We start from the raw sequence: 19,678 nt of genomic DNA on the forward strand, positions 1-19,678 counted from the left end.
CGCAACAGGGAAGTATCCCTATTGCGTCGGCGCTTGAGCAAATCGTCGCCGCTCGCGACGATTTGCTTGGGCGTCTCAGAAACTGCCGATGAAGTCTTTCTTGCCGACTTCGATGCCATTGTGGCGCAGGATGTCGTACGCCGTCGTCGCGTGGAAGAAGAAGTGCGGCAGCGCGTAGTGGAACAGATATGTCTGGCCCGTGAAATGCTTGGTCTTTTCGCCGCTGCCGGTGGTGATGGCACGCGTTTCGCTGCCGTCGATGTCCGCTTGCGGCAGGCTTTCCAGGAAGGCGATGGTTTTCACGATGCGCGCCTTCAGTTCCGCAAAACTCTGTTCGCTGTCTTCATACGGCGGCACGGCCACGCCGGCCAGGCGCGCGCCGCAGCCCTTGGCGAAGTCGGTGGCGATCTGGATCTGGCGCACGAACGGCAGCATGTCCGGGAACAAACGGAATTGCAGCAGGGCGTTCGGGTCGATTTTCTTGTCTTGCGCGTGCGTTTCCGCCTTGTCGAGGATGGCGGCCAGGCTGCCCAGGATCTGTTTGAAGACGGGAATCGATGCGGAATAGATGGAGAAGGTCATGGTGGTTCCTCTAGGTGAAGTGGCGCGATGATAGCAAGCCGCGCGCTTTTCTGCTGGCGCCCGCTCTGCGCGCTGGCCGGCGTGTGGTTTTTCAGTCCTGTCTATATGGCATGACGTCACTGCCTGCGCGTGTTTATTGGTGACTTTTCCCGCTTTTTCCATGCATAATTGCTTCTGAAAAAGTTTCTTCCCGCCCTATCACCCACGCTCCCCTGTAAAGTTCGATGATCGCTCGCCTGATCCCTGTTGCCCTGTTCCTGCATGTCTAATTCTCCCTATCAACGCCTGCGTTCCAGCCTGAGCGCCCTGTACGGCTCGTCGATCTATGGCGCCCTGCTGCTGGTGGTGTTTGGCGGCCTCGTGCTTCCCGCCATCATCGGCAGCTACCTGCTGGTGGGCGTGCACGAGCGCCAGTCGGCGCGCACCAGCCTGAACGAGGCGCTGCAGCGCAATGCCGACATCCTCGCGCTGGGCATGCAGGAGTCCCTGTGGAACATGAACGCGGAATCGGCCCACTCGCTGGTCGAGTCGGTGATGCGCGACCGCGCCGTGCTGCTGGTGAAGGTGGTGGGGCAGGGCGATACGGAATTCATCCGCCTGCAGGCGCCGCAGCGCCCCGTCGGCAATCTGTACCGGGCCGAGCGCGATATCCTCGTGCGCGGCGAGCGCATCGGACACGTGGTGGTCGAGATGGACGATGCGCGCAGCCAGCAGGAACTGCGCGAAAAGCAGATGTCGTATATTTTCGTGCTCGGCGCGCAGCTGGCCATCTCGATGGCGCTGATCGTGCTGTTCCTGAACCGCCGGCTGCTGAAGCCGCTGCGCCGCCTGATGCGTTTTTCCGACCGCCTGTCGCATGGCGATTTCGACACGCGCCTGGCGTCGGGCAGCAATGACGAGCTGGGACGCCTGATGGCCCAGCTCGAGCAGATGCGCGCGGCCATCCGCCAGCTGTTCGAGGACGTGGGCCAGCGGGAGGAGCGTTTCCGCACCATCGTCACGCAGGTGCCGGGCGCCGTCTTCCGCTACCGTCCCGACGGCCCCATCGACTTCGTCAGCGACGCCATCGAGGAAATCGCCGGCTATTCGGCGCGCCAGTTCATGCGCGGCAGCACGCATGCCTGGGCCGACCTGATCTGTCCGGAAGACCGCCGCGAACACCGCCGCGCCGTCAGGCAGGCCATCGCCGAAGGCCAGCCGTATGCGCTCGAATACCGCATCGTCGACGCCTACGGCACCGAGCGCTGGGTGGCCGAGAATGGCCAGCCGCAGGCGGGCGAGCCGGGCGTGACCTGGGTTGACGGCATCATCGCCGACATCAGCCAGCGCAAGCACCACGAGATGCGCATCGAGGCCCTGCTGACGGAGCAGAGCGCCATTCTCGATAACGTGATGTTCGGCGTGATGTTCGTGCGCCACCGCCGCATCATCTCCGTCAACCGCCGCTGCGAGGAGCTGTTTGGCTATGATGCCGGTCAAATGACGGGCAATTCGACGGCCATCGTGTTCGCCACCACCTACGACTTCGAGGAGGCGGGCGAGCGCCAGTACCCGGCGCTGGCGGCCGGCGGCGACTTCAGCGAGGAGCGCCAGTACCAGCGCCGCGACGGCAGCCTGTTCTGGGCGCTGGTGAGCGGCTGCGCGCTCGACCCGCTGCGCCCGACGGAAGGCAGCATCTGGGTGTATGCCGACATCACGGCGCGCAAGGAGGCGGAGGAAAAGCTGCGCCTGTCGGCCACCGTGCTCGAGCACATCGCCGACGGCGTGATGGTGGTCGATGCCAGCGGCATCATCGTCACCGTCAATCCCGCCTTCACGCAGATCACCGGTTACAGCGAAGCCGAGGCGCTGGGCCGGCACTCGTCGCTGAACCGCTCGGCGCGCCACGACGCGGGCTTTTACGAAGCCATGTGGAGCGAGCTGAAGGCCAGCGGTTTCTGGCGCGGCGAAATCTGGCACCAGCGCAAGAACGGCGAGGTGTACCTGGAATGGCTGACCATCAGCGCCGTGCGCGACACGCGCGCGGCCACCACCCATTACGTGGGCGTGTTCAGCGACATCACCCTGATCAAGGAGTCGCAGGAAAAGCTCGACCACATGGCGCACCACGACCCGCTGACGGCGCTGCCGAACCGCCTGCTGTTCCACGACCGCCTGCAGCACGCGCTGCTGCGCGCCGCGCGCGACCAGGAGCAGCTGGCCATCCTGTTCATCGACCTGGACCGCTTCAAGAATGTCAATGACACCCTGGGCCACCATGTGGGCGACGAATTGCTGCAAAAGGTGGCCGGCCAGCTGTCGAAACGCCTGCGCGAAGGCGATACGCTGGCGCGCCTGGGCGGCGACGAATTCATCGTGTTGCTCGAACGCATAGATGGCGAATATGGCGCCACGCAGGTGGCGGAAAAGCTGATGACCATGTTCGAGCAGCCGTTCACGGTGGCCGGCCACGAATTGTTCGTCACCTGCAGCGTGGGCATCAGCCTGTATCCGGACGATGCGCTGGACTTGAACATGCTGATCCGTAACGCCGACGTGGCCATGTACCAGGCCAAGGCGCGCGGGCGCAACGGCTACCGCTTCTATGCGCCGTCGATGACGGGCGAGGGCGTCGAGCGCCTGCGCCTGGAAACCTTCTTGCGCCGCTCGCTCGACAAGAACGAGATGTTCCTCAATTACCAGCCGCAGGTGGAAATCGACACGGGCCGCCTGGTCGGCGTCGAAGCGCTGGTGCGCTGGAACCATCCGGAGCTGGGCCTGGTGCCGCCGGCCCGCTTCATTCCGCTGGCCGAGGACAGCGGCTTCATCAACCAGTTGGGCAAATGGGTGCTCGACGAGGCGTGCCGCCAGATGATGCGCTGGCAGGCGCAGGGCTTGCGCGTGCCGAAGATGGCCGTGAACCTGTCGGTAAAACAGTTCGAGCGGGGCAGCATCGCCGGCATGGTGGCCGATATCCTCAAGGAAACGGGCCTCGAGCCGCAGCGGCTGCAGCTGGAAGTGACGGAGTCCGTGATCATGAACACGGGCGACGCGCTGGGCTTCATCAACGACTTGCACGCCATCGGCGTGGGCCTGGCCATCGACGATTTCGGCACCGGCTATTCCTCGCTGGCGTACTTGAAACAGCTGCCCGTGCAAACCCTGAAGATCGACCGCTCCTTCATCAAGGATATCTCGACGGACGTGAACGACGAAGCCATCGCCATCGCCATCATCCAGCTGGGCAAGAGCATGCAGTTGTCCGTGATCGCCGAAGGCGTGGAGACGGAAGAGCAGGCGGCGTTCCTGCTGCGCCACGGCTGCAAGCTGGCGCAAGGTTATTTTTATAGCCGCCCGGTGCTGGCACAGGATATGCTGGAGCGCTGGCGTGATGATTAACTAATTCGATAGAGAGAGATCCCATGAGCAGAGAAAAAGCCACGTCGCGCCGCCGTTTCCTGCTTGGCGGCCTGGGATTGGGCGTGGCCGGCGTCGGCGCCCTGGTGCTGGGCTGGGGCGTGCTGCCGCCGCGCCAGCGCCTGAACGGCAGCGCGCCGCTGCCGGTGCAGGATGGCGCCGTTGCCCTGAACGGCTGGCTGGCCATCCAGACGGATGGCACGGTGATCCTGGCCATGCCGCGCAGCGAAATGGGGCAGGGCGTGCACACGGCCCTGCCCATGCTGGTGGCCGAGGAACTCGACGTGCCCTTGTCCAGCGTCAGGCTGATCCAGGCGCCTATGGATAAAATCTTCGGCAATGTCGCCATGCTCACGGATGGCTTGCCGTTTCACCCGGACGACCGGGGGCGCCTGAAGGCGCTGGCGCAGTGGACGGTGGCCAAGGCCGCGCGCGAACTGGGCGTGATCGTCACGGGCGGCTCGTCGAGCGTGAAGGATGGCTGGGGCCCCATGCGCGAGGCGGGCGCGGCGGCGCGCGCCATGCTAGTTGGCGCTGCCGCCGCGCTATGGCAGGTGCCGGCCGCGCAATGCCGCACGCAGAACGGCGAAGTGCTGCACCCGGATGGCCGGCGCGCCAGCTACGCCAGCCTGGCGCGGCATGCCGCCAGCATCGATCCGGGCACGCCCGCCTTGAAGCTGCCCGCGGATTTCAAGCTGATCGGCCAGCCCGCGCCGCGCCGCGACACGCCGTCGAAAGTCAATGGCAGCGCGCGTTTCGGCATCGATGCGCGCCCGCCCGGCATGCTGTATGCGGCCCTGCAGCTGCCGCCGCGCCTCGGCGATACGCTCGCATCGTTCGACGCGGCGCCCGTGCTGGCGCTGCCCGGCGTCAGGAAGGTGGCGGACTTGACGGCGGCGCTGGGCCGGCGTGGCGTGTCCTGCGTGGCCGTCGTGGCCGACACCTACTGGCGCGCGAAGACGGCCGCCGCCGCCTTGCCCGTGCGCTGGGAGGCCGGGCCGCAGGCGGGCTTGTCCAGCGAAAGCGTGTTGGCCGACTTTGGCCGCCTGCTCGATAGTGAAGCGGGCTTTGCGTATTACAGCAGCGGCGAGGTCGAGGGCAAGGCCGTGCAGGCCATGCGCCAGGTCAGCGCCGAGTACCGCGCGCCGTTCCTCGCTCACGCCGCGATGGAGCCCGTCAACTGCACCGCCCAGGTGAAAAATGGCAAGGTGACCTTGTGGGTCTCGACGCAGGCGCCCGGCATCGCCGTCGACGTGGCGGCGAAAGTTGCCGGCGTCGACGCAAAAGACGTGGCGATCGAGGTGCTGCTGCTCGGCGGCGGTTTCGGCCGCCGGCTGGAAGTGGACATGGTGGCGCAAGCCGTGGCCATCGCGCTGCAGTGCGATGGCGCGCCCGTGCAGCTGGTGTGGACGCGCGAGCAGGATACGCAGCACGATATGTACCGTCCCGCCGCGCTGGCGCGCTTTACGGCCCGCCTCGACGAGCACGGCCGCATCGCGTCCTGGGACAACAAATCCGTCAGCGGCTCCATCACGCACCAGTTTTTGCAGCGCAATTTTGGCTTGCCGGGCGCGGGGCCGGACAAGACCACGGCCGAAGGCGAATTCGACATGCCGTATGAAATCGCCAACCAGCGCATCGCCCACGTGATTGCCGACAGTCCCGTGCCGATCGGCTACTGGCGCTCGGTCGGGCACTCGCACAACGCCTTCTTCAAGGAAAGTTTTATCGACGAACTGGCCCATGCGGCGGGGCAGGATGGCATCGCCTTCCGCCGCGCCATGCTGGTCCGGCATCCGCGCCACCTGGCCGTGCTCGATGCTGCCGTGGCGAAGGCGGGCAGTCCGCCACCGGGCCATGCGCATGGCGTGGCCCTGCACCAGTCGTTCGGCAGCATCGTCGCGCAAGTGGCGCAGGTGTCCGTGGAAAATGGCGACATCCGCGTGCAGCGCGTCGTCTGCGCCATCGATTGCGGCATCGCCGTCAATCCGAACATCATCGCCCAGCAGATGGAATCGGCCGTGCTGTTCGGCCTGTCGGCGGCCTTGGGCGGCGAGATCACGTTCAAGGCGGGGACCGTGCAGCAAAGCAATTTCCACGACTATCCCGTGCTGCGCATGGGCCAGACCCCGGAAGTGGAAACCATCATCATCGCCAGCGCCGAGCCGCCCGAAGGCGTGGGCGAGCCGGGCACGCCGCCGATCGCGCCGGCCGTGGCCAACGCCGTGTTCAGCCTGACGGGGAAACGGCTGCGCAGCCTGCCGCTGCGCCTCGCTTGATGGCTGTCAGGCCAGGGTGGCGGCCAGCAGCGTGCGCAGATTGCAGTCGCGCTGCCAGTCGCGCCGCTCCTGCGTGCTGGCCGCCAGCGCCGCCAGCTCGGTAGCGCTGAGCGCCTGCTGCGCCTGCACCATGCGGTGCGCCAGGCCGCCATCGGGCAGCACGGTGCCGAAGAAGGCCACGTTGTCCTCGTGCTGGATCAGCAGGGTGGGGAAGTTTTCGATGTCGAGGTCGCCTACGACGTCGGCCTGGTCTTCGATGTCGATCCAGACGAAGACCTTGTCCGGGTGGCGCGCGGCCAGTTCCTCGAACGTGGCGCGGTAGGTGCCGCACGTCCCGCACCATAGCGCGCACAGGCAGGCCACGGTCCAGCGCGGGCCGGCCAGGGCTGCCGCGACGTCGCCGCGGTTATCGGTAGTGAGGGTCAGGCTGTGCATGGCTTGTCTGATTAATTAGTGGGGCGGGAGCGAATCCGCGTATTCTACCGCGCCCGGCCACGCCAGTCCCGGGAATGCATGAGCTTGTTTATCGGCGTTTTTTGATGCAAGACACCTTTCTAGTGGATAATGCTGGTAATTGCGCGCTGATTACGCTGGTCCATGCTGTTCCTGGCCCCGCAGCCTGACTCCTCCAGTCTGTTCTCAATGCCCTGCCCGGTGTCAGCGCAGCCCCGCCTTTGTTTATATTTTATTATGGAATTAGCCAGCTTATGTTGAGTTACCGCCACGCCTTTCACGCGGGTAATCACGCCGATGTGTTGAAGCATTATGTGCAGATTCAGTTGTTGCAATACCTGAATCAAAAAGATACCGCCTATAGTTATATCGATACCCACTCCGGCGCGGGCGTGTATGCGCTCGACGGCGGCTATGCCTCGAAAAATGCCGAGTACGAAACGGGCATCGCCCCGCTGTGGGACCGCACGGACTTGCCGGCCTCGCTGGCCGAGTACATGAAGCTGATCAAGGAAATGAATCCGAGCGGCAAGATGCGCTACTACCCGGGTTCGCCGTACTGCGCCGACAAGGTCGGCCGTGAGCAAGACCGTCTGCGCCTGTTCGAACTGCATCCTGCCGATGCGAAAATTCTGGCCGACAACTTCCGCAAGGTCGAGGCGCATGCGCTGGCCCAGGGCGAGCGTCCTACCGTGCGCGGCAAGCGCGTCATCATCACCAAGGCCGACGGTTTCCAGAGCCTGAAGGCGCTGCTGCCGCCGCCATCGCGCCGCGCGCTGGTACTGATCGACCCGCCGTATGAAGACAAGATGGATTACCGCAAGGTCAAGGACACCCTGGCCGACGCCCTCGTGCGCTTCCCGTCGGGCATCTACGCCGTCTGGTATCCGGTGCTGCAGCGCATGGAATCACGCCAGTTCGCCGACAAGCTCAAGCAATTGCCATGCTCGGACTGGCTGCATGTGACCCTGACGGTGAACACGCCGTCACCCGATGGCTTTGGCCTGCACAGCAGCGGCATGTTCATTTTGAACCCGCCGTACACGCTCGAACCGATGTTGCGCGAAGTCATGCCTTACCTGGTCAAGGTGCTGGGCCGCGACGATGGCGCCAAGTTTGTCCTGGAAACGGGCAAGGGCGGCATGAAAAACACGGGCACCCGCCGCGTGTAAACGCGCGTCCTGCCTGTCCATCGGCGCGGCGCCCTGCCGCGCGGTGGTCGTGCCGCCTTTCCTGCGGCACAGCCGGCACCCCGCTTATGGGGGCGCTGGCGCTGGCGCCAGCGGCGCACGCTGTAAAACACGGCCCCAAAAGAGATGGCGTTATACTGCTTGCCAGGTGCCGGATTTACCCGGCGCCAGGCCCGCCGCGGCCCCAGTGCGGCACCGCTGTCTCCTTGAATGTGCTTATTCGTATGAATATGTCGCCGCTATCCCCTGTTTCTCCGCAGCACGATTTTTTCCTGGTCCGCCAGCCCATCCTGAACCGCGAGCAGCGCCTGGTCGCCTATGAGCTATTGCTGCGTGGTACGGCGCAGCAGCAGGCCGCAGCCGACGGCGACGCCGTGGCCGCCACGGCCAGCGTGATCGCCCACGCATCCGATGTGGGCATGGAGCAGGTGGTGGGCTTGCAGCTGGCCTTCATCGGCGTCGATGCGGTGGCGTTGATGAGCGACTTCATCCGTTTCCTGCCGCACCACCGCGTGGTGCTGGAAATCCTCAGCACGGTGCGCGCCACGCCGGCCTTGCTGGCGCGCATCAGCGCGCTGCGCCAGGAAGGTTTTCGTTTTGCCCTCGACAATGCGGCTTGCGACACGCCGGAAGTGCAGCCCTTGCTGCCCTTGATCGACGTCATCAAGGTCGATATTTCCCTGCTGGCCGCGGAAGCGTTGCCGGGCCTGGCGCAGACGCTGGCCGTCTCGCGCAAGAAGTTGCTTGCGGGAAAGGTGGAGACGCCGGCCCAGTTCGAGCAATGCCTGGCGCTGGGCTTTGATTTTTTCCAGGGCTATTACTTTGCGCGGCCGATCATCCTCAGTGGCAAGAAAATGTCGGTCTCCGAGCTGGCCATCCTGCATTTGCTCGAGTTGATCCAGGGCGAGGCCGACAACCGCGAGATCGAGCGCCGGATCAAGCATGACGCGATGCTGGGCCTGAACCTCTTGCGCTTGGTCAATACACCCGCCATCGGTGCCGGCGCGCGCGTGGAAACGCTGGGGCAGGCCCTGCTGGTGCTGGGGCGACGCCAGCTGCGGCGCTGGCTGCAGATCTTGTTGTATGTCAAGCCGGGTGCGGGCGCGCAAGGCACGTCGCCGCTGTTGCAGCTGGCCACCACGCGCGGCAAGCTGCTCGAGCTGATGGTGGAAAGGCTGCGCCCGGGCCAGCAGCACGAGGCCGATATCGGCTTTACGGTCGGCATCATGTCGCTGATGGACGCGCTGTTTTCCATGCGGATGAGCGAAGTCGTCAGCAGCGTGCGCGTCAGTAGCAAGGTCGGTGACGCGCTGCTGCTGCGCCATGGCGAACTGGGCCAGATGCTGGCGCTTGTGGAGCGGCTCGAGCAGGCGGACGACGGTCCCGCCACGCATGCCATGCTGGCGCAGCTGCGGCTATCCGATGCCGAGCTGCGCGCGATCCAGCTCGAGGCCTACGAATGGGTCAACGGCTATGTGCAGGGGCTGTCGCACGCCACCCATTGACGCGCGCGCTTACTGGCCCAGCAGCAGGAAAACGGTCGGCTTCTTGTGGAAGTCCGGTGCTTTGCCTGCCGCCAATTGTTTCTTCCACTGCCCGCCGTTCCACGTTTGCACGCTTTCCGTGTCCAGGCTCAGGTCGGTGGCGACGCAGATCAGCGTCGAGGGCGCGCATTGGGCCACCAGCGCCTCGAGCATGGCGGCGTTGCGGTACGGCGTCTCGATAAACAGCTGGGTTTGCTTTTCATGGCGCGAACGGCTTTCCAGCTCCTTGATGCGCTTGGCGCGCAGGGTGGCGTCGGTGGGCAGGTAGCCATTGAAGGCAAAGCTCTGGCCATTCAGGCCGCTGGCCATCACGGCCAGCAGGATCGACGACGGCCCCACCAGCGGGCGCACCTTGATGCCGTGCTGGTGCGCCAGGCGCACCAGGTCGGCGCCGGGATCGGCCACGGCCGGCACGCCCGCTTCCGACACGAGGCCCGCGTCGCGCCCCGCCAGCAGCGGCGCCAGCAAGCCGGCCAGCGCCTGCGCCGGGGTATTCACGTTGAGCTCGGAAATGGTGATTTCCTGCAGCGGCCTGGCCAGCGGATGCTCGATGCCGATCAGTTTCAGGAAGGCGCGCGCCGTCTTGGCGTTTTCCGCGACGAAATAATCAAGCTGCGAGGTGATCTGGCGCACCTGGCTTGGAATGATGTGGGCCAGCGCATCGGCCGGACTGTTGTCGGACAGGCCGAGGTGGTTGGGGATCAGGTACAGGGTGCCGGTCATATTCTTGTTGTCGATGTATTAAAGGGTGAAGAACGCCACGCCGGCGCGGCGCAGCATGCCCGTCAGGGCGATCAGCGGCAAGCCGGTGAGGGCGGTGGGGTCGGTGCTGTCGATGCGCTCGAGGATGGCGATGCCCAGCCCCTCGTTCTTGGCGCTGCCGGCGCAGTCGTACGGTTGCTCGAGGCGCAGGTAGGCGTCCAGTTCGGCATCGGGCAGGTCGCGCACGGTGACGCGGGTCTGGATGTCTTCCACCTGCGCCACGGCGGGCATGTGGCGGCCGTCGAGCAGGCACAGGGCCGTGTGGAACACGGTCTGGCGCCCGCGCATGGCTTGCAGCTGCAGCAGGGCGTGGTCATGGTTGCCCGGCTTGCCGATTTGCGCGCCGTCCAGCGTGGCGACCTGGTCGGAGCCGATGACGAGGCTGCCGGGGAAGCGGTCGAGGACGGCTTGCGCCTTGGCCTGTGCCAGGCGCAGGGCCGTGGCGCTGGGGCTTTCGCCGGGCAGGGGGCTTTCATCGAGATCGGGCACGGCCACCTCGAAAGGCAGGCGCAGGCGGCTCAGCAATTCCTTGCGGTAGGTGGAACTCGATGCAAGAATCAAGCGCGATGGGGCGGAAGTTGGTATCATTCGGTAGCGGATGGCGGCCGGCATGGCCGCGATAGTAGGTGTCGTGATATGGGCCATGGCGATTCCAGCGGAATCCCGGGCACGGAGCTCGTCAATGAGGCTCCAGGCGGCATGGCGGTGTTGATAAATGCATCAAAAAAGATGCTTAGCCTTTGACTCGGCGCTCAAAACCCTGTTATTATCGCAGGTTTTCCGGGGAAATTTTCTACCAATGAATGCTTTTGTGATCGACGCCTTTGATTTTTGTCGTATCAGCGGGAGCCGCGAGGGTGTAACTCCTGTCGCTGAAATGACCCGGTTGACCAAGGATTGTGCAGATGCTTCCGGCGAGATCGCCTGGAAGGTCGTCGGCGGCACCAGCAAGCTGGGCTACCCACAACTGACCTTGTCGGTCAACGGCACCGTTCAGCTGGTTTGCCAGCGCTGCCTGACCCCGTATGCATATACGATAGATTCTTCGACTGTTCTGATGCTGGGCAAGGATGACGAGCACGCGGACGAGATCGAAGAAATCATCAACGATGAAACGATCGACGTGATTGTTGGCAGCCGCACCATGGATGCCACGGCCCTGATCGAAGATGAAGCCTTGCTGGCCCTGCCGCAGGTACCCAAACATGACGTCTGCCCCGATACGGCGCAGCTCGATGCTCTCAAGACTGAAAAGAAGTCGCCGTTCGCGGCACTGAAAGACTTGAAGCCAGAATAAGTAGTGCAAGAAAGGAAGCCTTAAAAACCGTAGCGAGCGGCCCGATATCGTCTTGAGTGGCGCAGGCGTACGAAGGTATGCTGAGCAACGCCGAGGCGAGAGCGGGAAGCGCAGTAGGTTTTTTATGCTTCCAGTAAAGAACGTGTCAAACGCGTGTAGTAATCGAGTATGGCAAGTGTAGTGAAATGTAATTGTAATAAACGATGTCGGTACGGACTGTTTTCGGGTAGTCTTTGCCGCTGGGATACTCGATTCGCATGTATTTGCTAATCGATTGTGCTAAAATTTTAGAACTTATGTATTAGGAGTCATCATGGCAGTTCAACAGAACAAGAAAACCCCTTCCAAGCGCGGCATGCACCGTTCGCACGACTTCCTGGTCGCGCCGCAATTGAGCGTCGAGCCAGTTACCGGCGAAACCCACATGCGTCACCATATCAGCCCTAACGGCTTCTATCGTGGCCGTAAAGTGCTGAAGACCAAAAACGACGAGTAATCGACGTTTTTGTTGGGTAAGATGAAAGCGGTGTTGCGTGGTTATTCGGCGTGGCGCCGCTTCTTCTTTTTTATCGGCTGCAATTCATCTTGCACACCGTCATTTTGAATCAAGCTGCCCAGGTCTATGCATGATATGCTGCGCCCTGCATATGCTCCAGTCCGATTCACATCTTGCCGCACGCCCGCAGCGGTACTGAATCAACACAAATGACAATCAAAATTTCTATCGACTGCATGGGCGGAGATCACGGTCCCTCAGTCACTATCCCCGCAGCAATTTCCTTCGTAAAACATGAGCCTGAAGCCGAACTGATCCTTGTTGGATTGGAAGACGTGATCCGTGCCGAACTGAAAAAACATAAAGCCGACACGCATCCGCGCCTGTCGGTACTGCATGCCTCCGAACAAGTTACCATGGATGATCCGCTCGAAGTGGCCCTGCGCCGCAAGAAGGATTCCTCCATGCGCGTGGCCATCGAACAGGTCAAGAGCGGCGTGGCGCAAGCCTCCGTCTCCGCCGGTAATACGGCAGCCCTGATGGCCGTGTCGCGCTATGTATTGAAAACCATGTCGGGCGTCGACCGCCCGGCCATCTGCAGCATCTTGCCGAATCAAAAGAATGGTCCCACCTACATGCTGGACCTGGGCGCCAACGTCGATTGCGAGCCGCATCACTTGCACCAGTTCGCCATCATGGGTTCCGTGCTCGTGTCCGCCATGGAAGGCATCGCCCGTCCCACGATCGGCTTGCTGAACGTGGGCACGGAAGATATCAAGGGCAATGAAGTGGTGAAACTCACTTCCAAGCTGCTGCAGGCTGACCACGAGCGTGGCGCGCTGAACTTCTACGGCAACGTGGAAGGCAACGATATCTTCAAGGGCACCACCGACATCGTCGTCTGCGATGGCTTCGTCGGCAATGTCACCTTGAAAGCCATCGAAGGCCTGGCGCGCTTCATGAAAGACGTGCTGACGTCCGAATTCAAGCGCAATCCGATTACCATGCTGGGCGCGCTGATCGCCCGCGGCGCCCTGAAAGCCATCGGTAACCGCCTGAATCCTTCGCGTTACAACGGCGCCAGCCTGCTGGGCTTGCGTGGCCTCGTCTTCAAGAGCCACGGCAGCGCCGATGCCTATTCGTTCGAATGGGCCTTGCGCCGCGCCTTTGATGCGGCAAAAAATGACGTGCAAGCGCACCTGGCCAGCATGATTGCCGAGCTGATGCCGCGCACGCCAGTACCGGACGAACCTACATCAACAAGCTCTACCATTTAGTGGACGGGTACTTGCATGACTGTTTTTAGCAAAATCTACAGCAAAATTATCGGTACCGGCAGCTACCTGCCGGAGAAGCGCGTCACCAACCAGGATTTGACCGAACAGCTCGCCGCCAAGGGCATCGAGACATCGGATGAGTGGATCGTGTCGCGCAGCGGCATCTCGGCGCGCCATTACGCGGCGCCGTCGCAAAATTCCTCGGACCTGGGCGTGGAAGCGGCCAAAAAGGCCCTGGAAATGGCTGGCCTGAACGGCAACGACCTGGACCTGATCATCGTCGCCAGCTCGACTCCCGATTTCTTCGGCAGCTTCCCCAGCACCGCCTGCATCGTGCAAAACAAGCTGGGCATCACCAACAACTGCGCCGCCGTCGACGTGCAAGCCGTCTGCAGCGGCTTCGTGTATGCGGTCGCCACGGCTGACAGCTTCATCCAGTCAGGCATGCACAAGAATGTGCTGGTGATCGGCGCCGAGGTGTTTTCGCGCATCCTCAATTTCGACGACCGCGGCACCTGCGTGCTGTTCGGCGACGGCGCCGGCGCCATCGTCATGACGGCCTCGACCGAGCCGGGCATCCTCGCCACCAAGCTGCACGCGGACGGCCGCCACTCGGACATCCTCAGCGTGCCGGGCAGCCTGGCCGGCGGCGCGCTGGCCGGCAGCGCCTTCCTGTACATGGATGGCCCGGCCGTGTTCAAGCTGGCCGTCTCCGTGCTGGAAAAAGTCGCGCACGAAGCGCTGGCGCACGCCAACATGACTTCGGACCAGATCGACTGGCTGATCCCGCACCAGGCGAACATCCGCATCATGAACAGCACGGCCAAGAAGCTCGGCTTGCCGCTGGAAAAGATGGTCGTCACGGTCGACCAGCATGGCAATACCTCGGCCGCCTCGATCCCGCTGGCGCTCGACATCGCCGTGCGCGATGGCCGCGTGAAGAAGGGCGACAACGTCATGATGGAAGGCGTGGGCGGCGGCTTTACCTGGGGCGCCGTGCTGGCGCGCATGTAATACCGCAACACTATTAAAAAAACGGAGTCGACATGACACAATTTGCATTTGTTTTCCCAGGCCAAGGCTCGCAAGCGATCGCGATGCTCGACGGTTTCGCCGGCAATCCGGTCGTGGCCCAGACCGTGGCCGAAGCGTCGGACGCGCTGCAATTCGACCTGGGCAAGCTGATTGCCGAAGGTCCGAAGGAAGAGCTGGACCTGACGACGAATACCCAGCCCGTGATGCTGACGGCCGCCGTGGCCGTCTACCGCGCCTGGCTGGCGGCGGGCGGCGCCGTGCCGACCGTCGTTGCCGGCCATAGCCTGGGTGAATACTCGGCGCTGGTCGCCGCCGGCGTCATCGCGTTCAAGGATGCCGTGCCGCTGGTGCGCTTCCGCGCGCAGGCCATGCAGGAAGCCGTGCCGGTCGGCCAGGGCACGATGGCTGTCGTGCTGGGCCTGTCGGACGACGACGTGCGCGCCGCCTGCGCGGAAGCGGCGGCGGAAAACCCGGCCCTGGTGGTCGAGCCTGTCAATTTCAATGCGCCAGCGCAAGTCGTCATCGCCGGCCATACGGCCGCTGTCGAGCGCGCCTGCGAACTGGCCAAGGCCAAGGGCGCCAAGCGCGCCATGAAGCTGCCCGTTTCGGCGCCGTTCCACTCGTCGCTGCTGAAGCCGGCGTCGGACCGTTTGCGCGAATACATGGCCGGCCTGACGTTCTCGGCGCCGCAAATCGCCCTGATCAACAACGTCGACGTGGCCATCGTCAATGACCCGGCCGGCATCAAGGAGGCGCTCGTGCGCCAGGCCGCCAGCCCCGTGCGCTGGGTAGAAACCATGCAAAAAGTCGCGCTTGACGGCATCACGCAAGTGATCGAGTGCGGTCCGGGCAAGGTCCTGATGGGCCTGGCCAAGCGCATCGATCCGGTGCTGGTGGGCGATGCGATCGTCGACCAGGCGTCGCTGGAACGCATTTTGACGCAGCTCAAGTAAACAATAGATCGCGGCAGCCTGCCTGCCGCGCTTGCTTTTAAGGATACTCATGAATTTAGCAAATCAAGTCGTGCTGGTCACGGGCGCCTCGCGCGGCATCGGCCGCGCCATCGCCACCGAACTGGGCAAGCAGGGCGCCACCGTCGTCGGCACCGCCACCTCGGAAAGCGGCGCACAGGCCATCACCGATTACCTGGCCGCCGAAGGCGTGACGGGCAAGGGCCTGGTCCTGAACGTGACGGATGCGGCGCGCTGTGCCGCCGTCGTCGACGAAGTGCAGAAAACCTATGGCAGCCTGTCGATCCTCGTCAACAATGCGGGCATCACGCAAGACCAGCTGGCCATGCGCATGAAGGATGAGGAGTGGGACAGCGTCATTTCCACCAACCTGTCGGCCGTTGGCCGCCTGTCGCGCGCGGTTCTGCGCGGCATGATGAAAGCCAAAACTGGGCGTATCATTAACATCACGTCGGTGGTGGCCTCGTCGGGCAATCCGGGACAGATGAATTACGCGGCGGCCAAGGCTGGCGTGGAAGGCATGAGCCGCGCGCTGGCGCGCGAAATCGGCAGCCGCAACATTACCGTGAATTGCATCGCCCCGGGCTTCATCGATACCGACATGACCAAGGCGCTGAGCGAAGAGCAGCACGCGGCGCTGCTGACGCAAATTCCGCTGTCACGCCTGGGCAAGCCGGAAGATGTGGCGGCCGCCGTGGCCTTCCTGGCCTCGCCGCAAGCGGCCTATATCACGGGCACGACCCTGCACGTGAATGGCGGAATGTACATGAATTGATGCGAAAGCAAGGCGGGGCGGCTGTTTGTGGCATGATTCAACGGTCGTTTTTGTCTATAATCGCATCTTTTAGCAGCAGCTTCGGTCGAATTAGCAGCAGACACCGAAATTAGTATTCGGACGCGCAAACCTGATAAAATGCGCGCACTTTCCGTAACACACACTTTGGAGCCATAACATGTCGGATATCGAACAACGCGTTAAGAAAATCGTCGCTGAGCAACTGGGCGTTGCAGAAGCAGACATCAAAATCGAATCCTCCTTCGTCGACGATCTCGGCGCCGATTCCCTGGACACCGTGGAACTGGTCATGGCCCTGGAAGACGAATTCGAAATGGAAATCCCTGACGAACAAGCTGAAAAAATCACCACCGTGCAACAGGCGATCGACTACGCCACCGCACACGTCAAGGCCTAAGCCTGTCTGACCGACTTCAGGAGAATCGCTTGAGCCGTTCTAAAAACCGTCGTGTTGTTGTCACCGGCCTGGGCTGCGTTTCACCTGTCGGCAATACTATTGCCGAGGCGTGGGGCGCAATCATTGAAGGTAAATCCGGCATTGCCACGATTACCAAGTTTGATGCACAGCCATTCACCACGCATTTTGCCGGTGAAGTCAAAGGCTTCAATATCGAAGATTACATCTCCGGTAAGGAAGCCCGCCACATGGATACCTTTATCCATTACGGCATGGCTGCGGGCATCCAGGCGATCCAGGACTCCGGTCTGGAAGTGACCGAGGAAAACGCCGAGCGTATCGGCGTCATCATCGGTTCCGGTATCGGTGGCTTGCCGCTGATCGAGGAAACCAAATCCGAGTACGAAAAGCGCGGTCCGCGCCGTATCTCGCCATTTTTCGTGCCTGCCTCGATCATTAACATGATCTCTGGCAACCTTTCGATCAAATATGGTCTGAAGGGCCCGAACCTGGCGATCGTTACGGCGTGTACCACCGGTTTGCACAGCATCGGCGCGGCAGCGCGCATGATCGAGTACGGCGATGCCGACGTCATGATCGCCGGCGGTGCCGAGTCGACCGTGTCGCCGCTGGGCCTGGGCGGTTTCGCCTCGGCGCGTGCCTTGTCGACCCGCAACGACGATCCGGCAACGGCATCGCGTCCGTGGGATACCGACCGCGACGGCTTCGTGCTGGGCGAGGGCGCTGGCGTCATGGTGCTGGAAGAGTACGAGCACGCGGTGGCCCGTGGTGCCAAGATCTATGCCGAAGTGCATGGTTTCGGGATGAGCGCAGATGCTTATCACATGACCTCGCCGCTGGAAGATGGCAGCGGCGGCAGCAAATCGGTGATCGCGGCCCTCAACAACGCAGGCTTGAACCCGGATCAGATTCAGTACCTGAACGCGCACGGCACGTCGACCCCGCAAGGCGACGTGGCGGAAGTGATGGGCATCAAACGCACCTTCGGCGAGCATGCCAAGAATCTGGTCGTCAACTCGACAAAGTCGATGACGGGCCATTTGCTGGGCGGCGCGGGCGGTCTGGAAGCGGTGTTTACGGTCCTGGCAGTACACCATCAGGTGTCGCCACCGACCATCAACATCTTCAACCAGGATCCGGCTTGCGATCTCGATTTCTGTGCCAACACGGCGCGTGAAATGAAGATCGATTATGCAGTGAAAAATTCGTTCGGCTTCGGCGGTACGAATGGCACGCTGATTTTCGGTAAAGCGAAATAAGCAGGAACTTTCAAGCGCTCACTGCGGTCAAACCGTAGTGAGCGCTGATTCGGCGCCAACGTTCGTTGGTGCCTGAATTTGCCCGACATGGTGTCGGCGCGCCTGATGTTTTTCCCACGTATATGTCGATCGCGGTAGCGGCTGTCATTCGCACGCCTGTCTGTTTGCGCTGGCTGCAAGCCATGCTTGCCTGCTGCGCGCTATTGGCTGCCTGGCCGCTTTCGGGCGCCTGGCGGGCCGCGGCCGTGCCCGGCGTGACAGTCGGCGGCCATGCCCTGGGCTGGCCTATGGCAATGCTGAGTGCGCTTGGCGGGGTGGTATTGCTGCTTTTGCTGCGCAGGCGCAGAAAGCCGCAGGCGCTTGATATTTCGCCGGTCGGCCAGTTGCGCCTGGCGGTATATCTGGAGCATGGCGCGGCGCCAGGCGCCTGGGGCGGCGAGACGCAGGCGGGGCAGGGTGCGGAGGCGGCGTCAACGCTGCTGCGCCTGCTGCCCGGCTCCACCCTGTGGCCGGCGCTGCTGGTGCTCTGCCTGGCGGACGGGCAGGGGCGCGGCGTGACCGTGCTGGCGCAGCGCGGACGCGGTTGCCCGGCATTTCGCCAGCTGGCCGTGGCTTGCCGGGCCATCGCGGTGCGGGGAAAGGAAGAATAAAAGTGGGGCGAACACTGAACTTCTTGCAGCGGGCCAACTCTATATCCATACAGGCGCCCACGCTGCATGCCAACGGGGACATTGGGCGTGAGGACAGAGCGCGAGTATGATCAGTTGCTGGTCGAGCGGGTACAGGCCGGCGACAAACGGGCATTTGACGTCCTGGTATCGAAATATCAGCGTCGCCTGATGCGTCTGGTGTCGCGCCTCGTGCATGACCCGGCGGAGGCTGAAGATGTGGTGCAGGAAACCTTTATCAAGGCATACCGGGCGCTGCGCCATTTTCGCGGCGACGCCGCCTTCTACACCTGGTTGTACCGCATCGGCATCAATACGGCCAAGAATTATCTCGTCACCCAGGGGCGCCGCGCCGCCACGTCCAGCGACGCCGATGCCGAGCAGGCGGAGTCCTTCGATGACGGCAATAAATTGCGTGACAACAATACGCCAGAATCTGTGCTGGCCAGCAAGCAGATCGCCGCGACCGTCAATGCCGCCATGGATGTGCTGCCCATCGAGTTGCGCACGGCCATCGTGCTGCGCGAGATCGAGGGGCTGAGCTATGAAGAAATATCGGAGATCATGGCCTGTCCCATCGGCACCGTGCGCAGCCGGATTTTCCGCGCGCGCGAAGTGATCGCGGAGAAATTGAAGCCATTGTTGGACATGCCGATTGACAAGCGCTGGTAATGTGACGAGGATGGCATGGCTGCGCCCGGTTTTCGCACCGATACTCTTGAAATGGCAGGGCCTATCATGGACACGCACGCACGATTGCACGAGACTATTTCCGCCCTCGCCGATGGCGAACTGGCGGCCAGCGAACTCGAACTGGCCTTTGCCGCCCTCGATACGGAAGAGGGTCGCCTGGCCTGGGAGGCGTATCGCCGCATCGGCGATGTCTTGCGCTCGGACCGGCGCGGCCACGAACTGAGCGCCGATTTCGACGCGCGGCTGGCGGCGTGCCTGGCCGGCGAAGCGGCGTCCGTCCCTGCGCCGCTATCGTCCGTCTCCGCGCCAGGCGTGCCGCCGGGCCTGGCCGAGCCGCTGGAAGCGGGGCCGCTGGTGCAGCGATAGCGTTCGCCGCGCGTCTTACGCGAGGCTTAATGCCGGCCTCTCCCTCTTGACATTGCCCTTCTGCACGATTGACACTATGAGCAGGCAATATCTTGCTTTTGCGATATATTGTTGCATGGTTTGCCATGCGTGCTGTCAGGTGTGTTTATCCCTGGGATGGCGTCATGACGGCCTATCCCGCACGCAGGCAATCGCC

General features: G+C 62.9%; 19 protein-coding genes. 15 read left to right on the plus strand and 4 right to left on the minus strand.

Going from position 1 to position 19,678, the window contains the following annotated elements:
* Positions 1-75 precede the first annotated feature (75 nt).
* Positions 76-582, minus strand: a complete 507-nt coding sequence (locus tag YQ44_RS07820) for a DUF1993 domain-containing protein (protein WP_071322895.1) — start codon at positions 580-582, stop codon at positions 76-78.
* Positions 583-843: 261 nt separating this feature from the next.
* On the opposite strand from YQ44_RS07820, the gene YQ44_RS07825 reads away from it, so the two are divergent.
* The gene (locus tag YQ44_RS07825) at positions 844-3,960 is read left to right on the plus strand and encodes an EAL domain-containing protein (protein WP_071322896.1); all 3,117 of its coding nucleotides are present in this window, start codon (positions 844-846) and stop codon (positions 3,958-3,960) included.
* 23 nt (positions 3,961-3,983) lie between these two features.
* On the plus strand, positions 3,984-6,257 hold the full coding sequence (locus tag YQ44_RS07830) for a xanthine dehydrogenase family protein molybdopterin-binding subunit (protein WP_071322897.1): 2,274 nt from the start codon (positions 3,984-3,986) through the stop codon (positions 6,255-6,257).
* 6 nt (positions 6,258-6,263) lie between these two features.
* On the opposite strand, the gene YQ44_RS07835 is transcribed toward YQ44_RS07830, so the two are convergent.
* Positions 6,264-6,692, minus strand: a complete 429-nt coding sequence (locus tag YQ44_RS07835) for a thioredoxin family protein (RefSeq protein WP_071322898.1) — start codon at positions 6,690-6,692, stop codon at positions 6,264-6,266.
* A 272-nt stretch (positions 6,693-6,964) separates the two neighbouring features.
* On the opposite strand from YQ44_RS07835, the gene YQ44_RS07840 reads away from it, so the two are divergent.
* Positions 6,965-7,882, plus strand: a complete 918-nt coding sequence (locus tag YQ44_RS07840; protein WP_071322899.1) for a 23S rRNA (adenine(2030)-N(6))-methyltransferase RlmJ — start codon at positions 6,965-6,967, stop codon at positions 7,880-7,882.
* Positions 7,883-8,124: 242 nt separating this feature from the next.
* On the plus strand, positions 8,125-9,405 hold the full coding sequence (locus YQ44_RS07845) for an EAL and HDOD domain-containing protein (RefSeq protein ID WP_071322900.1): 1,281 nt from the start codon (positions 8,125-8,127) through the stop codon (positions 9,403-9,405).
* Positions 9,406-9,414: 9 nt separating this feature from the next.
* Here YQ44_RS07845 and YQ44_RS07850 read toward each other — a convergent pair whose 3' ends face one another.
* Together YQ44_RS07850 and YQ44_RS07855 are read right to left on the minus strand one after the other, a co-directional pair.
* Entirely contained in the window at positions 9,415-10,167 is a 753-nt protein-coding gene (locus YQ44_RS07850; protein WP_071322901.1) for an SAM-dependent methyltransferase, read from the minus strand.
* 18 nt (positions 10,168-10,185) lie between these two features.
* On the minus strand, positions 10,186-10,794 hold the full coding sequence (locus YQ44_RS07855) for a Maf-like protein (RefSeq protein WP_071326333.1): 609 nt from the start codon (positions 10,792-10,794) through the stop codon (positions 10,186-10,188).
* Positions 10,795-11,005: 211 nt separating this feature from the next.
* Between YQ44_RS07855 and YQ44_RS07860 the strand changes: the two genes are divergently transcribed.
* From YQ44_RS07860 to YQ44_RS07910, 11 genes are all read left to right on the plus strand, one after another.
* A complete protein-coding gene (locus tag YQ44_RS07860) occupies positions 11,006-11,503 on the plus strand; it encodes a YceD family protein (RefSeq protein WP_071322902.1) in 498 nt (165 codons plus the stop codon).
* A gap of 313 nt (positions 11,504-11,816) precedes the next feature.
* Positions 11,817-11,999 carry a 50S ribosomal protein L32 gene (gene rpmF / locus YQ44_RS07865; protein WP_034749653.1) on the plus strand — a complete coding sequence of 61 codons (183 nt, stop codon included), beginning with the start codon at positions 11,817-11,819 and terminating at the stop codon, positions 11,997-11,999.
* Between the two features lie 209 nt (positions 12,000-12,208).
* Positions 12,209-13,276, plus strand: coding sequence for a phosphate acyltransferase PlsX (gene plsX / locus YQ44_RS07870; RefSeq protein WP_071322903.1), 1,068 nt, complete (start codon positions 12,209-12,211; stop codon positions 13,274-13,276).
* Between the two features lie 15 nt (positions 13,277-13,291).
* On the plus strand, positions 13,292-14,290 hold the full coding sequence (locus tag YQ44_RS07875; RefSeq protein WP_071322904.1) for a beta-ketoacyl-ACP synthase III: 999 nt from the start codon (positions 13,292-13,294) through the stop codon (positions 14,288-14,290).
* 32 nt (positions 14,291-14,322) lie between these two features.
* Complete coding sequence (fabD, locus tag YQ44_RS07880; RefSeq protein WP_071322905.1) at positions 14,323-15,264, plus strand: ACP S-malonyltransferase; 942 nt, start codon at positions 14,323-14,325, stop codon at positions 15,262-15,264.
* Between the two features lie 49 nt (positions 15,265-15,313).
* The gene (gene fabG / locus YQ44_RS07885; RefSeq protein WP_034749638.1) at positions 15,314-16,057 is read left to right on the plus strand and encodes a 3-oxoacyl-ACP reductase FabG; all 744 of its coding nucleotides are present in this window, start codon (positions 15,314-15,316) and stop codon (positions 16,055-16,057) included.
* Between the two features lie 178 nt (positions 16,058-16,235).
* Entirely contained in the window at positions 16,236-16,475 is a 240-nt protein-coding gene (gene acpP / locus YQ44_RS07890) for an acyl carrier protein (protein ID WP_008449912.1), read from the plus strand.
* 29 nt (positions 16,476-16,504) lie between these two features.
* The gene (gene fabF, locus YQ44_RS07895) at positions 16,505-17,755 is read left to right on the plus strand and encodes a beta-ketoacyl-ACP synthase II (protein WP_071322906.1); all 1,251 of its coding nucleotides are present in this window, start codon (positions 16,505-16,507) and stop codon (positions 17,753-17,755) included.
* 122 nt (positions 17,756-17,877) lie between these two features.
* Entirely contained in the window at positions 17,878-18,405 is a 528-nt protein-coding gene (locus tag YQ44_RS07900) for a hypothetical protein (RefSeq protein ID WP_156894732.1), read from the plus strand.
* Positions 18,406-18,471: 66 nt separating this feature from the next.
* Entirely contained in the window at positions 18,472-19,095 is a 624-nt protein-coding gene (gene rpoE, locus YQ44_RS07905) for an RNA polymerase sigma factor RpoE (RefSeq protein WP_071322908.1), read from the plus strand.
* Between the two features lie 66 nt (positions 19,096-19,161).
* Complete coding sequence (locus YQ44_RS07910) at positions 19,162-19,482, plus strand: RseA family anti-sigma factor (RefSeq protein WP_071322909.1); 321 nt, start codon at positions 19,162-19,164, stop codon at positions 19,480-19,482.
* Positions 19,483-19,678 lie beyond the last annotated feature (196 nt).

Source organism: Janthinobacterium sp. 1_2014MBL_MicDiv (genome assembly GCF_001865675.1).
GTDB lineage: Bacteria > Pseudomonadota > Gammaproteobacteria > Burkholderiales > Burkholderiaceae_D > Janthinobacterium.